Raw genomic sequence first — 17165 nt, forward strand, 5'->3', positions numbered from 1 at the left:
CAATTATTTGCGGAAACTGTCCAGCGAGACGACCTCGGCGTCTTGTTGATCTGCCCCTTCCTCAACCTCGATTGATTCTTCGACGATGGGGTCGGCTTCTTCCTCATCATCGGGGCTTTCAAACCGCAAGCCGAATTCGACGGATGGGTCGACGAAGGTTTTGATCGCCGCATAAGGGATGTATAGCGGTTCCGGTGCGTCTCCAAAGTTCAGCGTGATGGCAAAGCCTTCGTCGCCGACCTCTAGATTTTCGAACCAGTGCTGCATGACAATTGTCATTTCTTCGGGGTACCGCTCGCGCAGCCAATCCGCCAGTTCCACGCCATCCTGACGCGTATCGAAGGTGATAAAGAAATGATGCGCCCCAGGCAGGCCATTATCGGCAACGCTGTTCAGAACGGATTTGATGAGCCCGCGCATCGCGGTGTGCATCAAGTTTCCATAATCGATGTCTTGCGACATGTGTCATCCTCAAAAGTGGTTACTCTCAGCATAGGGGATTTCGACGGAAACGAAAGACCGGGTATGCGAGGATTGTTCAAAGGAAGTGAATTCCCGTTCCAATCATGGCCATGATGGCCAGAGTTGTTGCCATCCCAAATTTAAACTTAAAAATCAATAGCCCAGCCAATAGTGTCAGGATCAGAGCGGCAGGATCCAGGCTGGCTGGATCGGGCCTGGGGATGGTCACCGGACCCCATGACTGTTGGGGAATAGTCTGAAACAGAACGTTCAGGCTGAACCATACTGACAGGTTAAGAATCACACCTACCACAGCGGCAGTAATCCCATGCAGCGCGGCGGACAACCTTGGACGGGTCGCCAATTGGTCCAGATAGGGGGCGGCCAAAAAAATCCACAGAAAACACGGTACAAATGTGGCCCAAAGGGCAACCACTCCAGCCGCAATCGCAAACGGCGCCCCGCCGTTGATTTGACCGGTCAACATGGCGACAAACTGTGTCACCAGAATCAACGGCCCCGGAGTCGTTTCGGCCAGACCCAGCGCGTCGATCATCTGATCTGTGCTGACCCATTGATATTTTTCAACCACGGTCTGGGTCATATAGGCCAGAACGGCATAGGCCCCGCCAAACGTGACAACGGCAAGGCGAGCAAAAAACCAGCCCAGATCGCTCAACAGTTTTTGTCCCGCCAAGGTCAATGCCAACAGTGGCCCCAGCCACAGAACCAGCCAAATTGCGGCGGTGCCGAGCATTCCTTTGACATTTGGGGCAGGGGGTGCATCTGCGGTGGTGACCTCGCCGTTAAACGTGACATAGCCCCAGATAGCTGCCGCCAGAATGATCAGCGGAAAGGGAAGGTTCAGCGCGAAAATCGCAAGAAAACCCAACCCAGCGATCGCACGGTGTTGCGTATCGGTCAGCGCTTTGCGCGACAGGCTCCTAAGGGCCTGAAGAACGATGACAATCACAGTCGCTTTCACACCCAAAAAACCAGCCTGCACCACTGGCAGGTCGCCAAACGCAGCATAAAGCCCCACGAGAATGGCGATGACAAACGCACCCGGTAGTACGAAAAGGGCACCTGCGATCAACCCGCCGGTCACACCACGCAGACGCCAACCGGCATAAGTGGCCAGTTGCATGGCCTCGGGGCCGGGCAGAAGCATGCACAGGGACAAGGCGCGCAGATAAGCCTGTTCGTCCAGCCACGGGCGTCTCTCGACCAGTTCCTGGTGCATCAGTGAGATTTGCGCGGCAGGCCCTCCGAACGACAGCAACCCGATGCGGCCAAACACCCGGACAAGGTCTGAAAGGGATGGCGTCATGATTTGCGATCCGTTGGCCAGTCGTGCCCCTCGTCAAACCCGTCCCGCGCCCAGCGGTACAGTGCGTCATACAAGTGCAGCCCTGCCTCGAGGTTTTGGTGATCGTCGCGGTACTGGCGTGACAAGCCGACAGAGATTGCCAATAGCCCGGCGGCTTCGGGGGCGAGATCATGGCGATTGGTGTCGGCGGCCCGAACGACCGTGGCTAATCGGTCAAGCGCCGGCATGCGCAGCTGAAATTCGTCCAGCATGGTGTCAAATGTGCAGCGATCCTGTCTGTGGGACCAAAACGTATCCTCTATATCGAACGGCGTTGCGTCAAAGGCCTCGGCGGTGGCTTGCACCTCGGACGGTGCCACGAATAGAAACTGCGCGTCCGGGTCGACAAAGCGGCGGATCAGCCAGGGGCATGCGATCCGATCGATTTTGGGCCGGTGACGCGTGACCCAGACGGATCGACCTCCCTCGTGCCATGGTACGGCCGAGGCTGGAACCCGCGGCGCGTCGGGCATTTCCCGCCAGCCAAACATACCACCTTCCAGGTATTCCGCCACACAACCTTTGCTGCGCAGCCAAGAGACAACCCCTTGGCTAAGCTTTTTGCCCTTTTGGCAAATGATGACAGCCGCACGGTCGCCAATCTTTTCGGCGATCCCGTCGATATCTTTGGCGGAATGACGCAATGAGCCGGGGATCAGATAGGGGTCAGCTGTGAAATCCTCATCGAGACATATGTCGACCAAAACCGGAGCCTGTGGCGTTCCGATTAGGCGCATCAGCTGTTTAGGTGTAATTGAATTGGGCGCAGGCATAGCATGTCTCCTGTTTTGGGCGGATACATGCGAAACTTGGGCTGGCGCCTCACGGGGCGTTCGCAATCTTACCCCATGATCTTTGCTTACGGCTAAGCGCCAAAGGGGTCAAGATTGCCTGAACCGTGTTACGCCCAATCTAGCCTTTGACCTGTCATGCAGACAGGCAAAGTGTCTTGCGGAAACTGCCCGAGTTGTTCGAACAAAGAGATGAAGTCGAATTGGTTATAAGCCTCGACCATGCGACCGTCCTTGACCCGCGCGAACACACTGCCCGTGGCCTTTAGTGGAGCGCCATTGTCGGCCCGCGTCGTGCTGACATGCAAAATGGCAGAAACCCAGTCCCCATCTTCGACGATCTTTGGAATTTCAACCTTGATGTCCCCAAGAACGTGACGAAATGCCATGACCAGATCGCGGAAATCATCCGCGCCGACTTGCATTTCGGGGATCAACCCTTCGGCCATCGTATCAGCGCTAAAGTACTGATCTATCGCATCAAGGTTCCCATTTTCCCAAACCTCGGAATACCATCCTTTGACGACATCTGTATGGGACATCCCGACTCTCCTTTTTCTGTCGGGGTCAGCATGAGACCAAAGGGTGAATAAACTCTGAACGTGAACAAGATCAGAGATAAACCGCAGACATTAGGGAGAAAATGCAGGTTTCTGTTGCCAGGTACCTGCGAACCCCGCCTTACGCGGCTAGGCGCAAGGACTTAAGTTTCGGTCTTGTTACTGCTTACGCAGCAACTGCAACCGGAGCACGATTGTCGTTTGCAATTGTACTATTTTCGCCGGTAACGGTGGCAGACAGCCGAGACAAAGCTAACCCCTTTAGACGTTCGTCGATCCTATTTCGGCCCCAAAATCCTCAAACGAAGGATGGTTGGTGGAGCCGCCGGGTACCGCCCCCGGGTCCGATCCGCTTATTACGAGCGCGTTTATGTCCATAGTCTCGAAAGACATATCCTATATAGGTGAGCGCGCGCGTGGATGCAAACCAGGAATTCCAATCTACGATTGCTTTAAAAACAGATGCTTACGCAGCCCTGTTGATGTTCGCCAAGATCAACCACAGCGCCAGGGCCAATTCGATTCCTCCGAATGTCATGGCTTTGATGAGTGGCGGATTGTCAAAAATGACCGAGACAAACCTCCCAAGCGCCGCGCCCGCATAAACAACGCCCAACATGGCATAGGCCATGGGATTGTTCAGCCACAGCACCACCGCGCCGGTTACGACAAATAGCCCACCGACTGATGCACGCATCTCGCTAAGACCCATGTTGCTGTCGGTTGGTGTCAAATCCAATGAGGCCGCAGTGAACGCGGGCGCCAGAAAACCGAAGAGGCCAAAACCTATGGTCAAGAGGGCGGCAATTACGTTCAGAGCTGTTGTCATCTGTCCCTCATCAAGCAGGTTTACGATGTTGCTGGGCGACATCCTGGGCCAGCTTACGGGTGTATTCTTCTAGCTCAACTAGTTTTGCATCTACCTTTGCCGCATCCCTTTCTTCCAGCGCATCGGCAATCTGATTGTGCAAGGAGATGATTTGTTCACGCGATCGGGCGGTGAAGGTGATCATGTTCATCAAGGGCTGCATGGCCTCGACAGCGCCGGCCAACTGGTAAGAGAGCACCGGGTTGTCGGCACCATCTACCAAGGCCCGATGGAATGTGACGTCTGAAGCGCAAAAGGCCTCATCCGAAAGCCCAGGCTGTGCCTGACGGAAAATCTCGGCCCGCATGGTGGCCAGTTGATCCGAAGTACGGCGTTGCGCAGACAAGGGCGCGCAGGCGCGTTCCAACGAAAATCGGGCCTCGCAGGCAGTATCAAAGCTGACCGCATTCATCGACAACAACAGTGTTGAGGTCGTGATTTGCTGCGAATACGCGTCCTCAAAGCTGATCCGATTAACAAAAGCCCCCCCGCTGGCGCCCCGCTGCGTTCGGATCAAGGATTGCGCGGCTAGACGTTTCAATGCCTCGCGCACCGTGGGGCGTGAGACCTGAAACTGATCGGACAGCTCTGCCTCGGACGGCAAACGCTCATCCACGATCAATTCACCCGAGATGATGGCATCACGGATGGCCTGCGCGATTTGCGCAGACAAATCGGCGGGTTTTCGTGGGTCGATTTTCATATTCCGGGGACCGTTGGTAAGATTTTATTTGTCTGACATTTAAAAGTCTGACATTTGAATTGCAAGGACTGAGTCGGGAGGGACGCATGAGTCGCGCAGTTCTACGCAGCGGTTTGTGGCTTGGGTTTTACAGCCTGATTCTGTGGGCCTGGTGGATGATGTTCACCATGAGCCGCGGAATGGATTTGGATTGGATCGGGCGCCCCGGCCCAATGGGGCAAGCGATGGCCGCCATGGATCCGCGCATGGATATGTACATGCCGATGTCTGAATTTAGCCCGCTGTTCTGGATGTGGGCCATCATGATGGCCGCAATGATGTTGCCGACCCTTGTGCCGACCTTGCGCAGCTATGATGACCTGATCCACAGCGCAAATGGCACACGAGCTGGTTGGCTGGGCGTTCTGGCGGGGTATTTCATCGTCTGGGTCGGGTTCGCGGCGCTGATCACGGGGGTTCAGCTGGTTTTACTGTTCGGTGGCGTTGTCGACATGCTGGGCATCGCCAAATCCAGCTTTGTGGCCGGTGGTTTGATGATCGCAGTTGGCGCTTTTCAGTTCACCCGCGCGAAAGAGGTCTGCCACGGAGTTTGCCACGCGCCCGTGACCTATTTTCTAGTTCATTGGAAAACCGGTTTCACAGGCGGGTTGCGCATGGGCCTGGGGCTGGGTGCTTTTTGCGTCGGATGTTGTTGGGGCTTTATGGCGCTGGGTTTCGTTGGAGGCGTCATGAGCTTGCTTTGGATGGGGTTGGCGACTCTGTTCATGGTTTTGGAAAAATTGCCTCAGATCGGTCACGCAGTGACGCGACCAATGGGGTTTGCTCTAGTTGCAGGGGGAATTCTCCTGTTGATCTATCCCTTTATTTTCGGAGGATAAGTATATGGCTAAGAACAGAAAACCTGAAGCCGACAGGTTGCCTATCAGCCAACGTATCGACAGTCGTATGCCAAATCCCAAGCGGCGTGAGATGAGTCCGACTGATTGGGTCATCAAGGGAGAGTTGATCCTCAACTGCTCGTGCGATGTGTTTTGCCCTTGCGTTGTATCACTGGGGGCGCATCCTCCGACCGAAGGGCATTGCCACGCGTGGATGGGGGTCATCATCGATGAAGGCCATTACGAGGGCGAGGACCTGTCGGGTTTGAACGTTGGTCTACTGGTCGATATTCCCGGTCGCATGGGCGAGGGCCAGTGGAAAGTCGCGGCCTATGTCGATGAACGCGCTAGCGGCAAGGCCTATAACGGTCTGCTGCAAATCTTCAGCGGGCAGGCGGGCGGTACAACTGGTCTGTTCACCATGCTGGTCAGCGAGATCATCGGGGCCGAGCGGGCCCCTGTCCAGATCGAACGCGATGGCAACAAGCGCCGTATCGTAATCGGTCGCAAGATTCAGGGCGAGATTGAGATGTTGGCGGGTAAAGACCCCGAGCATCCGGTGATGGTTTCGAACTCGAAATACTGGATGGGACCGGATATCATCGTAGCGCGTGGAACCAAATCCAAGGTGCGTGATTACGGCCGCGTCTGGGATTTCGGCGGTAAATCGGCCGAGATTTGCCCGATTGACTGGCATGGACCAAAATAATGATCACCGGGGCCTATGCACAGGAAATGGCGCGGTATAATCAATGGCAGAACAGCCAGTTGTCCGCTTTTCTTCAAGACCTGACGCCCGAGGAGTTAGCGAAAGATCGCGGCGCTTTTTTTGGCTCGATCATGGGGACTGCTAACCATCTTTTGTGGGGTAACTGGATTTGGATTTCGCGTTTTGATCAGGGCGATGGTCCAGGTGGCGGCATCCCGGAAAGTGTGTCTTTGTGCGCTGATCTGGCCGAGTGGTTGCCGCTGTGCAAAACAGTCGACGCCCGCATCTCCAATTGGGCTGGATCGCTTGAAGAGGACCTTCTGACTGGTGAATTCACGTGGCTCTCGGCGGCAAAAAAAGATGACTTTACATTGCCTTACGCGCAATGCGTCATACATATGTTCAACCATCAGACCCATCATCGCGGGCAATTGCACCAAATGCTGACCGAGACCGGATCAGCCGCTCCTGTTAGCGATTTGGTGTTTATGCCAAAGGAGGTTTGAATGCCGCAAATTTCCTTATCCCGCCGGTTGCGGCGCACGCCCTTCTCAGACGGTGTCGAGGCTGCGGGAGTTAAAGCATACACGGTCTATAACCGCATGTTATTGCCCACAGTTTTCGAAAGCGTCGAGGCAGATTACAGGCATTTGAAATCCCACGTTCAGGTCTGGGATGTTTCCTGTGAACGGCAGGTTGAGCTGCGCGGCCCGGATGCGGGCAAATTGATGCAAATGCTGACGCCGCGTGATCTTCGGGGGATGCTGCCGGGGCAGTGCTTTTACGTGCCCATCGTCGATGAAACCGGTGGGATGCTGAACGATCCTGTGGCGGTGAAGTTGTCCGATGATCGTTGGTGGATTTCCATTGCTGACAGTGACCTGCTTTTTTGGGTCAAAGGGGTCGCCAACGGTTATCGGCTGGATGTTCTGGTGGATGAACCCGACGTGTCGCCCTTGGCGGTTCAAGGGCCCAAGGCGGATGACCTGATGGTGCGCGTATTCGGGGATCGCGTGCGGGATATCCGGTTTTTCAAATTCGATATGTTCGAATTCGAAGGGCGTGACCTGGCCGTGGCTCGGTCGGGTTATTCGAAACAGGGTGGGTTCGAGATCTATCTCGAAGGCACTGAGATAGGCATGCCATTGTGGAACGCCCTTTTTGCGGCGGGTGAGGACCTACAGGTACGGGCAGGCTGTCCCAACCTGATCGAGCGGATCGAAGGTGGTTTGCTGTCTTATGGCAATGACATGACCGACGACAACACGCCGCACGAATGTGGTTTGGGCAAGTTCTGTAATACTCACACCGCGATTGGGTGTATCGGTCGGGATGCATTGTTGCGTGTGGCTAAGGAAGGCCCGGTACAGCAGATTCGTCCAATTGCGATTGAGGGCGACGCAGTACCGCCCTGCGACCGACCGTGGTCTGTGTTCGCAGGTGGAAGGCGTGTGGGGCAGGTGACCTCAGCCGCGTGGTCCCCGGATTTCGGGACGAATGTCTCAATCGGCATGCTGCGATTAAGCCACTGGGAAGCAGGAACGATTGTCGAGGTTGAAACACCAGACGGCATGCGCCGCGCCACAGTGCAGGAGCGTTTCTGGATCTAAGGGAGGGTTTGGGCGTCGCCCTCGTCGCTACACGGCGCACCCGAACTCATTCAGCCAGGCGTAGAACGGCCTGGCGCTAGGAAAACGAAAGGAAATCGGATGTTCAACGCATTGGTGATGGAAAAGGATGAAGAGAGCGGCTTGGCCAGCCCCTCGGTCAAGCAGTTGTCTCTGGATGATTTGCCAAATGGTGACGTGACCGTGGCGGTCGAGTATTCGACGGTGAATTACAAGGATGGTTTGTGTACGTCGCCAAAGGGTGGCGGGCTGGTGCGCAACTACCCACATGTACCGGGCATTGACTATGCCGGGACCGTCGAAGCGTCATCAGATGACCGCTATAAGCCCGGTGACAAGGTAGTTTTAACCGGCTGGCGCGTGGGTGAGGCGCATTGGGGCGGGTATTCCCAGAAAGCCAATGCGCTGGCCGATTGGTTGGTGCCCTTGCCCGATGGCTTGGATGCGCGCCAGGCAATGGCTGTAGGCACGGCCGGATTTACTGCGATGCTGGCTGTGATGGCGCTTGAGGATCACGGAATGACACCCGATCACGGGCCGGTTTTGGTAACCGGGGCCGCAGGTGGGGTCGGATCTGTGGCCACGGCCATTCTGTCCAATCTTGGCTACGAAGTGGCGGCTGTTACCGGTCGACCCGAGGCGGGGGATTACTTGAAATCTCTAGGGGCAAGCACAATCGTCCCGCGGGAAGAGCTGAACGAAACCACCAAGCGGCCTCTGGAAAGCGAAAGCTGGGCTGGCTGCGTTGATGCGGTCGGAGGAGAGATGCTGGCGCGCGTCCTGGGGCAGATGAAATACGGCGCCTCGGTCGCGGCTGTGGGGTTGGCGGGTGGTGCTGCTTTGCCTGCGACGGTCATTCCATTCCTTCTGCGCGGCGTAAATCTGCTGGGCATCGACAGCGTAATGCAGCCTTATGAAAATCGCGTCCGGGCGTGGCAACGTATCGCCACCGATCTGCCGATGGATAAGCTTGAGGCAATGGTTCAGCCAGCAACCCTTAACGATCTGCCGCAACTGGGAGCCGATATTCTGAAAGGTCAGGTCAAAGGCCGCGTCGTCGTTGACGTAAACGCCTGATCGGAAAAGCTTCCTTCAGACCCGCCGACTAGGATGTCGGCTGGTCTGTTTGCTATTTAATCAACCGAAAAAATGCTTAAGACACCTCTGGTCAATGGCGCATTTCCACAGCATCATTGCTATACATCCCAATTGCGATGGCTTAGAAGCCATGCAAACAGCACCTGAATACGGGGAGTGAGCAGCATGTCTGACGATTTCGAACTGGATACCGATGATCTGAAACGGCGCATGGAAGGCGCCATGGCCAACCTCAGAACCGAATTCGCCTCGCTTCGGACCGGGCGGGCGTCGGCCTCGATGCTTGAGCCGGTGATGGTGGATGCCTATGGCTCGATGACTCCGATCAATCAGGTTGGGACGGTGAATGTACCCGAACCGCGCATGGTGACCGTCAACGTCTGGGACAAGGGTCTGGTGGGCAAGGTTGAAAAGGCGATCCGCGAAAGCGGGCTGGGGATCAATCCACAGCTGAACGGTACGATCATCATGCTGCCGATCCCGGAACTGAACGAAGAACGCCGCCGCGAATTGGGCAAAGTTGCCGGGCAATATGCTGAACACGCCCGTGTCTCGATCCGGAATGTGCGCCGCGACGGGATGGATCAAGTCAAAAAAGCCAAAGCGGACGGTATGTCCGAGGATGATCAGAAATTCTGGGAATCCGAGGTTCAGGACCTGACCGATGAGATGATCAAATCTGTAGACGCCGCGCTTGAGACCAAGCAGGCCGAGATCATGCAGGTCTGAGACAGGGAATGCTCAACACCCCTGATACTTCGCCCGCGCTTGGGCCGCGCCATGTCGCTATTATCATGGACGGAAATGGTCGCTGGGCGCAGGCGCGTGGTCGGCCAAGACTGTTCGGACACCACGCCGGGGCGCGGCGCGTGCGAGAGGTGGTTGAGGCCTGCCCGGAACTTGGAATCAAATACCTGACGGTTTTTGCCTTTTCGACTGAGAATTGGAAACGCACGCAGGCTGAGGTTGCCGGGCTGATGAGCCTATTTCGGCGCTACATCATCAAAGAAACCCGGACTCTGAAGGAAAATGGTATCCGGGTTCGGTTCATTGGGGATCGCGTTCGATTGGACGCCAAGCTGATTGCCTTGATGGACGCGCTGGAAGAAGAAACCAAGAACAACGATCTGGTACACCTGACGGTCGCCCTGAATTACGGCGGTCGGGATGAGGTTGCGCGGGCCACCAAACGTCTTGCGCTGGACGTAGCCGAAGGACGGTTGCGCCCCGAAGAAGTTGATGAAGAAACTCTGCCCAAGTATCTGGACACGCATGTTCTTCCTGATCCCGATCTGGTTATCCGGACCAGTGGTGAGGCGCGGATATCGAATTTCCTGCTGTGGCAATCGGCCTATTCCGAATATGAATTCATCGACACGCTCTGGCCGGATTTCACAGCGGCCGAGCTGGAACGGCTGTGCCGCAACTTTGGCTCTCGCGAGCGCCGGTTTGGGGCAGTGCGGGTATGAGCGACGGCCGATGGTCTGACCTAAGCGCCCGGATTCTGTCCGCAGCCGTTTTAATTGCCATCGGTTCGGTCGAGGTTTGGCTGGGCGGCCTTTGGTTCGAAGCATTCATCGCAATTGCCTGCGGTTTGATGACCTGGGAGCTGGTGCGGATGATCGACCCGGACAAGGTCGGCGTGCGCGTTCAGCTTGGCATTCTGACCGGAGTGGCCGTCTTGATCAGCTATCACGTGCCTCCGCTTTTTAAGCTTCCGGTTCTGGTGGCTCCGGCTTTGGTTGGGGCGGGGCAGGTCGGTCGTTCGAAAACGATTTATGCGCTATTTGCCGTCTGGATTGCAGCATCTGGTCTGGGCTTCATCTCTATCCGCGAGACGATGGGTTTTGGCTGGATGGTTTGGCTGATTTCGGTGGTCGTGGCGACGGATGTCGCCGGGTATTTTGTTGGCAAAACCTTTGGGGGCCCTAAGTTCTGGCCCAAGGTCAGCCCCAAGAAAACATGGTCGGGCACTGCCGGAGGCTGGGCCGCAGCAGCCATCGTGGGGGCTGTTTTTGCGATCTATGCCGGATTTGGGTTCATGTTTGTTGTGATTTCGGTTTTGGCCTCGATGGCCAGTCAAGCCGGAGATATCGTCGAAAGTGCGACCAAACGGAAATTTGGGGTCAAGGACAGTTCGAACCTGATCCCGGGACATGGCGGATTTCTCGACCGGTTTGACGGGATGATGGGGGCGGCCTTGTTCGTTCTGATCGCGGGTTTGATTTACTCCCCCGGGGGCATGTAATGCGCAGAGTTTCCATTTTCGGCGCGACCGGATCGGTCGGACAGAACACAATCGACCTGATTGACCGGAATCCGTCGGCCTATAACGTGGTGGCATTGACCGGCGGTGCAAATATCGAAAAGCTGGCCGACGATGCACGCCGACTGCAGGCTGATTTGGCCGTGACCGCGCATGAGGATCAGCTCGAGGACCTGCGTGCTGCACTATCCGGCAGCGGTGTCGAGGCTGCGGCCGGACAGGCTGCGCTGACCGAAGCGGCAGCGAGGCCAGCGGATTGGGTCATGTCGGCCATCGTCGGTGCGGCCGGATTGCCACCGGGTCTTGAGGCATTGAAACAAGGTGCGACCCTAGCCCTGGCAAACAAGGAAACGCTCGTTTGTGCCGGACCGTTGGTGTTGGAAACGGCGCGAAAACACAATGCCCGACTTTTGCCGGTGGACAGCGAACACTCTGCCGTGTTCCAGGCGCTGGTGGGCGAGGATATGGATGCAGTTGAACGGATCATTATCACCGCCAGCGGTGGCGCGTTCCGCGATTGGCCGTTGAGCGATCTGGTCAATGCCACGGTCGAGCAAGCCTCGAGCCATCCGAACTGGGATATGGGTCAGCGGATCACCATAGATAGCGCTTCGATGTTCAATAAAGCGCTCGAAGTGATTGAAACGCGGGAATTCTTTGGTGTTTCCCCTGATCAGATCGAAGTGTTGGTGCATCCTGAATCCATCGTGCATTCGCTGGTTGGGTTCAATGACGGCGCGGTCATGGCTCATATGGGCGCACCGGATATGCGCCATGCAATTGGCTATGCGCTGCACTGGCCGGATCGGCGCAAGCTACCGGTCGAACGTCTGAACCTGGCGAAACTTGGTCAGTTGCGCTTTCAGGACCCGGACGAGACCCGCTATCCAGCGCTGCGCCTCGCCCGTAACGTGATGCAGCGCGGCGGTCTGTCAGGTGCGGTGTTCAACGCCGCGAAAGAGCGGGCGCTGGACCTGTTCATCGCACGCCGGGTCAGTTTTCCAGAGATGGCCCAGATCGTTGAAAGTGTATTGGACAGATTTGAGACGTCAGACGGCCTTCTTGATGCCTCTTTAACCCTTGATAACGTACTGCAAACGGACCATCTGGCACGTAAGTGGGCAGAAGAAGCCGTGATGCAGAAAGCAGGATAGAAACTTGGACGTAATCTCTCTGATCCCTCAATTCGGCAACTTGCTTTATACCATCGTTGCCTTTGTGATCGCCCTGTCCGTCATCGTCGCGGTACATGAATACGGCCATTATATCGTCGGGCGTTGGTCCGGCATCCATGCCGAGGTGTTCTCGGTCGGGTTTGGCCCTGTATTGTGGAGCCGTATCGACAAACGCGGAACACGTTGGCAGATCGCAGCCTTGCCTTTCGGCGGGTATGTAAAATTCCTTGGGGATGCCAACGCCGCATCCGGCAAGGACGAAGGCGCGATGCAGGAAATCACCGAGCAAACCCCCGAAGAGCTGCGCCGCACCATGCACGGCGCGCCGTTGTGGGCGCGGGCAGCTACCGTTGCCGCAGGGCCGGTGTTCAACTTTGCTATGTCCATTGTGGTGTTTGGCCTGATTTTTATGTCTCAGGGCGTTACGCGCGACCCTTTTACAGTCGGCGAATTGCGCTCGTTGCCTGGTTCGGTGCAGGAATTGCAGGACGGGGATGAAATCGTCGCAATTGCGGGTCTTCCCGTTCCTGATTTTGATCAGCAGGGGGCCTGGTCTGATTTTACGGATGCACTGCCTGTTGAACCGGAGTTGGATTACACGGTGATCCGCGATGGGCAGACACTGGATGTATCCGGCCCCTGGTTGTTCCCGGCGCTGATCCAACAGGTCGTTCCACGCAGTGCAGCCATGGATATCGATCTAAAGTCGGGCGACGTTATCACGGCCGTCAACGGCGATCCTATCTTTGCCTTTGAGCAGCTCAAAGAACATGTAGAAGGATCGGACGGCAAGGTTCTATTGCTGAACGTTTGGCGCGACGGGGCCGAGCTTGAATTTGCCTTGGCCCCGCGTCGCACGGATGAGCCGCAGCCGGAAGGTGGCTTTGTGACCCATTGGCGTATCGGGATTGTGGGTGGAATGGCTTTGGAACCAGCGACGGAACCCGCGGGCCTTCTGGCATCTCTTTCCGGCGGTGTGCAGCAGACCATTCGCATCGTTGACGGCTCTTTGTCGGGCGTCTGGCATATGGTGACGGGGGCGATCAGCACCTGCAACATTTCCGGTCCCATCGGCATTGCGGAAACTTCTGGCGCTATGGCCAGTCAGGGTGCTCAGAATTTCATTTTCTTTATTGCCGTTCTGTCGACCGCAGTAGGCTTACTGAACCTGTTTCCCATTCCGGCATTGGATGGGGGCCATCTGGTATTCTATGCGTATGAGGCTATTGCAGGCAAACCACCCAGCGACGGTGTACTGCGCGTGCTTATGGGGGTTGGCGTATCGTTGATCCTTGGACTTATGGTCTTTTCGGTTACGAACGATCTGTTCTGCTGATTGTGGCATCGATCACAAGAAAACGCCCCAATTCCGCCTCAATTCCAGCTTAGGTTAATAGCCGGTAATTAAACCGTGTCAGAGGTAGTTATGACAAAGGCCCTGCGTAAATCCGCCAAAAGCTTTGGGTGCTTGTTCGTGTTGAACTGGGATACATTGCTGTTCTTCGGTGTGACTGCCGTGGCAATGGGCGGTTGGGCCTATTTGATCACTATGTGATTCTTAAGACCTGTTATTGAAACTACACAAGGCGGCCGACGGGCCGCTTTCTGTTTTGGTCTTTTGACAAGGCTAAATATTCTCGCTAATCAGCTTTAAAGTCCAAAAATATTGGGTAGTGAAAAATATGACTGATAGGCGAGGCGCGGGCACATCCTGCGGTGGGCAGAAGCCGAAAAACAAGATTTTGTGGCGGTCACTAACGTTAATATTCCTTCTTACATTGGTAGGTTTTGTACCGTTTCCGCAGGCCGCGTGGGCGCAAAATTTCGTCTTTAATTCGTTCGATGTCGAAGGCAACCGACGTATCGAAACCTCCACCATTATTGAACGTACAGGAATCGAGCCGGGCCAGTCGGTCACAGCGGGCGAATTGAACGATGCCTATCAGCGTTTGCTTGACAGTGGTGTTTTTGAGACAGTCGAATTGACGCCGCGTGGCAGCACGCTGGTGATCGAAGTTGAAGAATATCCGACAATCAATCAGATCAGCGTTGAAGGTAACAGCCGCGTAAAAGATGACGTGCTGCTTGAAGCGATCTCATCAGAGCCACGCCGCGTCTTTACACCGCAAGTCGCGGAGGCCGACGCCGACCTGATCGCCGAGATCTACTCGTCTCAGGGACGGGTGTCTGCAACGGTCATTCCCCGCATCATTCGCCGCAGTGACAACCGTGTCGATCTGGTATTCGAGGTCGCAGAAGGGACCACGATCGAAGTCGAGCGTGTGAGTTTTGTTGGCAACCGAGCTTATTCTGACCGGCGCCTGCGCAGGGTTCTGGAATCGAAACAGGCGAATATCCTGCGGACGTTTGTCAGCAGCGATACTTTCATTGCTGACCGGATCGAATTCGACAAACAGGTCATTCGGGATTTCTACTTGTCGCGTGGTTATGTCGATTTCCGCGTGAACAGCGCAAATGTGGAATTCACTCGCGAGCGCGACGCTTTCTTCTTGGTGATGAACATCACCGAAGGTCAAAAATTCTCATTTGGGCAGATCAGCACTGTCAGCGAAATTCCGGGTGTGGATCCTGCTCCGTATCAGGATGCACTGAAAATTCGACCGGGAGTGACTTACACTCCGATGCTGATCGAAAACTCGATTGCGCGGATGGAACGTCTCGGCATCAAGCAGGGCGTCGATTTCCTGCGTGTGGAGCCGCGCGTGACGCGCAACGCACGTGACCTGACGCTGGATGTGCAGTTTGTTCTGACCAAAGGCCCAAGGATTTTTGTCGAGCGGATCGATATTGAAGGCAACACAACCACGCTTGACCGCGTGATCCGTCGTCAATTCGATACAGTGGAAGGCGACCCCTTTAATCCGCGTGAGATTCGTCAGGCCGCCGAACGTATCCGGGCCTTGGGTTTCTTTGCCGCGGCCGATGTCGAACCGCGCGAAGGGTCTTCGCCCAGCCAGGTGATTGTGGATGTGGATGTAGAGGAACAGCCGACGGGTTCGCTGAGCCTGGGTGGTAGCTACTCGGTTTCTGATGGTTTCGGGGTTGCGATTGGCCTTCAGGAATCTAACTTCCTGGGACGCGGGCAAACAATTGGCGTCAATTTGTCGACTGCCCAGGATGCCGAACAATACACATTGAACTTCTCAGAACCTTACCTGCTGGGGCGCAAACTTCGGTTTGATCTGGGATTGGGTCTGTCGACGACCAATTCAAGCTTTGCCAGTTATGACACTGAGACGCTATTCTTCCGGCCTCAGTTGAGCTATGCGATTGGCGAGTTGTCATCCCTGCGTCTGCGCTATGGTTGGCAAAACAGCGAAATGACCCAGCAAGGTGACGAAACTAACGGTGCAGTCATTTCTTCGGAAATTGATCAGGGTGAGCGTACCACCAGTTCTCTTGGCCTCTCATATGTTTATGACAGCCGGATCGGAGGTCTGAACCCGAATGCAGGCGTCCTTTTTGAGGCCGGTATTGATGCTGCAGGACTGGGCGGCGACAACGAATACTTCAAGACGACGGCCCGTGGTGTCGCCCAGACACGTGTCTGGAACGAAGAAGTTGTTCTGCGTGCGTCGATGGAAGTCGGTGCGCTGCACTGGAGAGGTGATGATTTCAGCCGCACTATCGACCGCTTTGTTTTGGGACCCAGCATCTTCCGCGGGTTCGAGCCTGCGGGTCTTGGTCCGCGCGACTTGTCCAACGGACAGGATGACGCGATCGGGGGCAATTACTATTGGGTTGCGCGTTTGGAGTCGGATTTCCCGCTGGGTCTGCCCGAAGAATTCGGCCTGCGTGGCGGCGTGTTCTACGACTTTGGTAACTTGTACAATCTTAACGACGTCAATACGACCGGTGCCAATATCGTCGGCGAAGACGGCTCGATCCGCCACGTAATAGGTGTGTCGGTTCTGTGGGAAACGCCGTTTGGTCCGCTGCGCTTCAACTTCTCGAAAGCGTTGAAAAAGGAAGACTTTGACAAAGAGCAGAACTTCGACCTGACGGTTCAGGCTCGGTTCTGATCCTGAATGTTGAAAACTGTGTTCATGAAACTGCAGGGCCCTTTATGGGCCCTGTGTGTATTTCTGACCCTTGTCTTTTCGGAGCCAGTAGCGGCCCAACAATTGGGGGTTCCGCAAAGCAGCGTGGTGACGTTGTCCAGCGAGCGTTTGTTTGCTGAATCTGCCTTTGGTCAACGTGTCCTTCGAGAGATCGAGGCCGAAGGCGTTCTTTTAGGGGAAGAAAACGAACGGATCGTGGCCGAGCTGAGCCGAGAGGAAAAGGTTCTGACGGAACAGCGTGCGACCATGACAGCCGAAGAATTTCGCCCCCTGGCCGATGCCTTTGACGAAAAGGTTCAATCGCATCGGGAGGGGCAGCGCGCAAAACTGGACGTGTTGGCACGACGTAGTGAAGAGGCTCGGCAGATGTTTCTGGAACTTGCACGGCCGGTTTTGATTGACTTGCTACGCGAATCCGGCGCTTCCATCATTATTGAACGATCCAGCGTTTTCCTCAGTTCGGATCGAACCGATATTACCGATGCCGCCATTGCGCGGATCAATGCGGCGATCGGCGACGGCAGCGCCGTTGAAAATGGGGCCAGTGAATAGGTTTGCTTGCCCTTAGGGCGCGGT

The 17165-nt window shown here is 55.8% G+C and carries 19 protein-coding genes and 1 other RNA gene; 13 read left to right on the forward strand and 7 right to left on the reverse strand.

Annotated elements, in window-relative coordinates:
- Positions 1-3: 3 nt before the first annotated feature.
- The 7 genes from ACR0B0_RS04410 to ACR0B0_RS04440 all read right to left on the reverse strand — a co-directional run bounded on the left by ACR0B0_RS04410 (position 4) and on the right by ACR0B0_RS04440 (position 4753).
- Positions 4-462 (reverse strand): SspB family protein, encoded by a 459-nt coding sequence (locus tag ACR0B0_RS04410; RefSeq protein ID WP_170348627.1) that lies wholly within the window; start codon positions 460-462, stop codon positions 4-6.
- Between the two features lie 76 nt (positions 463-538).
- On the reverse strand, positions 539-1792 hold the full coding sequence (chrA, locus tag ACR0B0_RS04415; protein ID WP_480646581.1) for a chromate efflux transporter: 1254 nt from the start codon (positions 1790-1792) through the stop codon (positions 539-541).
- On the reverse strand, positions 1789-2604 hold the full coding sequence (locus ACR0B0_RS04420) for a chromate resistance protein ChrB domain-containing protein (protein ID WP_480646583.1): 816 nt from the start codon (positions 2602-2604) through the stop codon (positions 1789-1791). The genes chrA and ACR0B0_RS04420 overlap by 4 nt, the downstream gene beginning before the upstream one ends.
- 128 nt (positions 2605-2732) lie before the next feature.
- Positions 2733-3164, reverse strand: coding sequence for an ester cyclase (locus ACR0B0_RS04425; RefSeq protein WP_170348630.1), 432 nt, complete (start codon positions 3162-3164; stop codon positions 2733-2735).
- A gap of 100 nt (positions 3165-3264) precedes the next feature.
- Positions 3265-3612, reverse strand: a transfer-messenger RNA (tmRNA) gene (gene ssrA / locus ACR0B0_RS04430).
- Positions 3613-3648: 36 nt separating this feature from the next.
- Complete coding sequence (locus ACR0B0_RS04435) at positions 3649-4011, reverse strand: DUF4345 family protein (RefSeq protein ID WP_170348631.1); 363 nt, start codon at positions 4009-4011, stop codon at positions 3649-3651.
- A 10-nt stretch (positions 4012-4021) separates the two neighbouring features.
- On the reverse strand, positions 4022-4753 hold the full coding sequence (locus ACR0B0_RS04440; RefSeq protein ID WP_170348632.1) for a FadR/GntR family transcriptional regulator: 732 nt from the start codon (positions 4751-4753) through the stop codon (positions 4022-4024).
- 86 nt (positions 4754-4839) lie between these two features.
- Between ACR0B0_RS04440 and ACR0B0_RS04445 the strand changes: the two genes are divergently transcribed.
- The 13 genes from ACR0B0_RS04445 to ACR0B0_RS04505 all read left to right on the forward strand — a co-directional run bounded on the left by ACR0B0_RS04445 (position 4840) and on the right by ACR0B0_RS04505 (position 17141).
- Positions 4840-5631 (forward strand): DUF2182 domain-containing protein, encoded by a 792-nt coding sequence (locus tag ACR0B0_RS04445; RefSeq protein WP_480646585.1) that lies wholly within the window; start codon positions 4840-4842, stop codon positions 5629-5631.
- 4 nt (positions 5632-5635) lie between these two features.
- Positions 5636-6340: a DUF1326 domain-containing protein gene (locus ACR0B0_RS04450; protein ID WP_170348634.1), complete on the forward strand. Its 705-nt coding sequence runs from the start codon at positions 5636-5638 to the stop codon at positions 6338-6340.
- On the forward strand, positions 6340-6846 hold the full coding sequence (locus tag ACR0B0_RS04455) for a DinB family protein (RefSeq protein ID WP_170348635.1): 507 nt from the start codon (positions 6340-6342) through the stop codon (positions 6844-6846). The genes ACR0B0_RS04450 and ACR0B0_RS04455 overlap by 1 nt, the downstream gene beginning before the upstream one ends.
- Positions 6847-7950 carry a dimethylsulfoniopropionate demethylase gene (locus tag ACR0B0_RS04460; RefSeq protein WP_170348636.1) on the forward strand — a complete coding sequence of 368 codons (1104 nt, stop codon included), beginning with the start codon at positions 6847-6849 and terminating at the stop codon, positions 7948-7950.
- Between the two features lie 99 nt (positions 7951-8049).
- Complete coding sequence (gene acuI / locus ACR0B0_RS04465) at positions 8050-9045, forward strand: acryloyl-CoA reductase (protein WP_170348637.1); 996 nt, start codon at positions 8050-8052, stop codon at positions 9043-9045.
- 186 nt (positions 9046-9231) lie between these two features.
- A complete protein-coding gene (frr, locus tag ACR0B0_RS04470) occupies positions 9232-9795 on the forward strand; it encodes a ribosome recycling factor (RefSeq protein ID WP_170348638.1) in 564 nt (187 codons plus the stop codon).
- Positions 9796-9803: 8 nt separating this feature from the next.
- Positions 9804-10535 carry an isoprenyl transferase gene (locus ACR0B0_RS04475; RefSeq protein WP_170348639.1) on the forward strand — a complete coding sequence of 244 codons (732 nt, stop codon included), beginning with the start codon at positions 9804-9806 and terminating at the stop codon, positions 10533-10535.
- Positions 10532-11314, forward strand: a complete 783-nt coding sequence (locus ACR0B0_RS04480; RefSeq protein WP_170348640.1) for a phosphatidate cytidylyltransferase — start codon at positions 10532-10534, stop codon at positions 11312-11314. The genes ACR0B0_RS04475 and ACR0B0_RS04480 overlap by 4 nt, the downstream gene beginning before the upstream one ends.
- Positions 11314-12486 carry a 1-deoxy-D-xylulose-5-phosphate reductoisomerase gene (gene dxr / locus ACR0B0_RS04485; RefSeq protein WP_480646587.1) on the forward strand — a complete coding sequence of 391 codons (1173 nt, stop codon included), beginning with the start codon at positions 11314-11316 and terminating at the stop codon, positions 12484-12486. The genes ACR0B0_RS04480 and dxr overlap by 1 nt, the downstream gene beginning before the upstream one ends.
- Positions 12487-12490: 4 nt before the next feature.
- Entirely contained in the window at positions 12491-13843 is a 1353-nt protein-coding gene (rseP, locus tag ACR0B0_RS04490; RefSeq protein ID WP_170358376.1) for an RIP metalloprotease RseP, read from the forward strand.
- A 90-nt stretch (positions 13844-13933) separates the two neighbouring features.
- Entirely contained in the window at positions 13934-14062 is a 129-nt protein-coding gene (locus ACR0B0_RS04495) for a hypothetical protein (protein ID WP_264187062.1), read from the forward strand.
- 127 nt (positions 14063-14189) lie between these two features.
- Complete coding sequence (gene bamA, locus ACR0B0_RS04500; RefSeq protein WP_170348643.1) at positions 14190-16550, forward strand: outer membrane protein assembly factor BamA; 2361 nt, start codon at positions 14190-14192, stop codon at positions 16548-16550.
- A 24-nt stretch (positions 16551-16574) separates the two neighbouring features.
- A complete protein-coding gene (locus tag ACR0B0_RS04505; RefSeq protein ID WP_170349401.1) occupies positions 16575-17141 on the forward strand; it encodes an OmpH/Skp family outer membrane protein in 567 nt (188 codons plus the stop codon).
- Positions 17142-17165 lie beyond the last annotated feature (24 nt).

It is taken from the genome of Ruegeria sp. BA12, assembly GCF_056539625.1.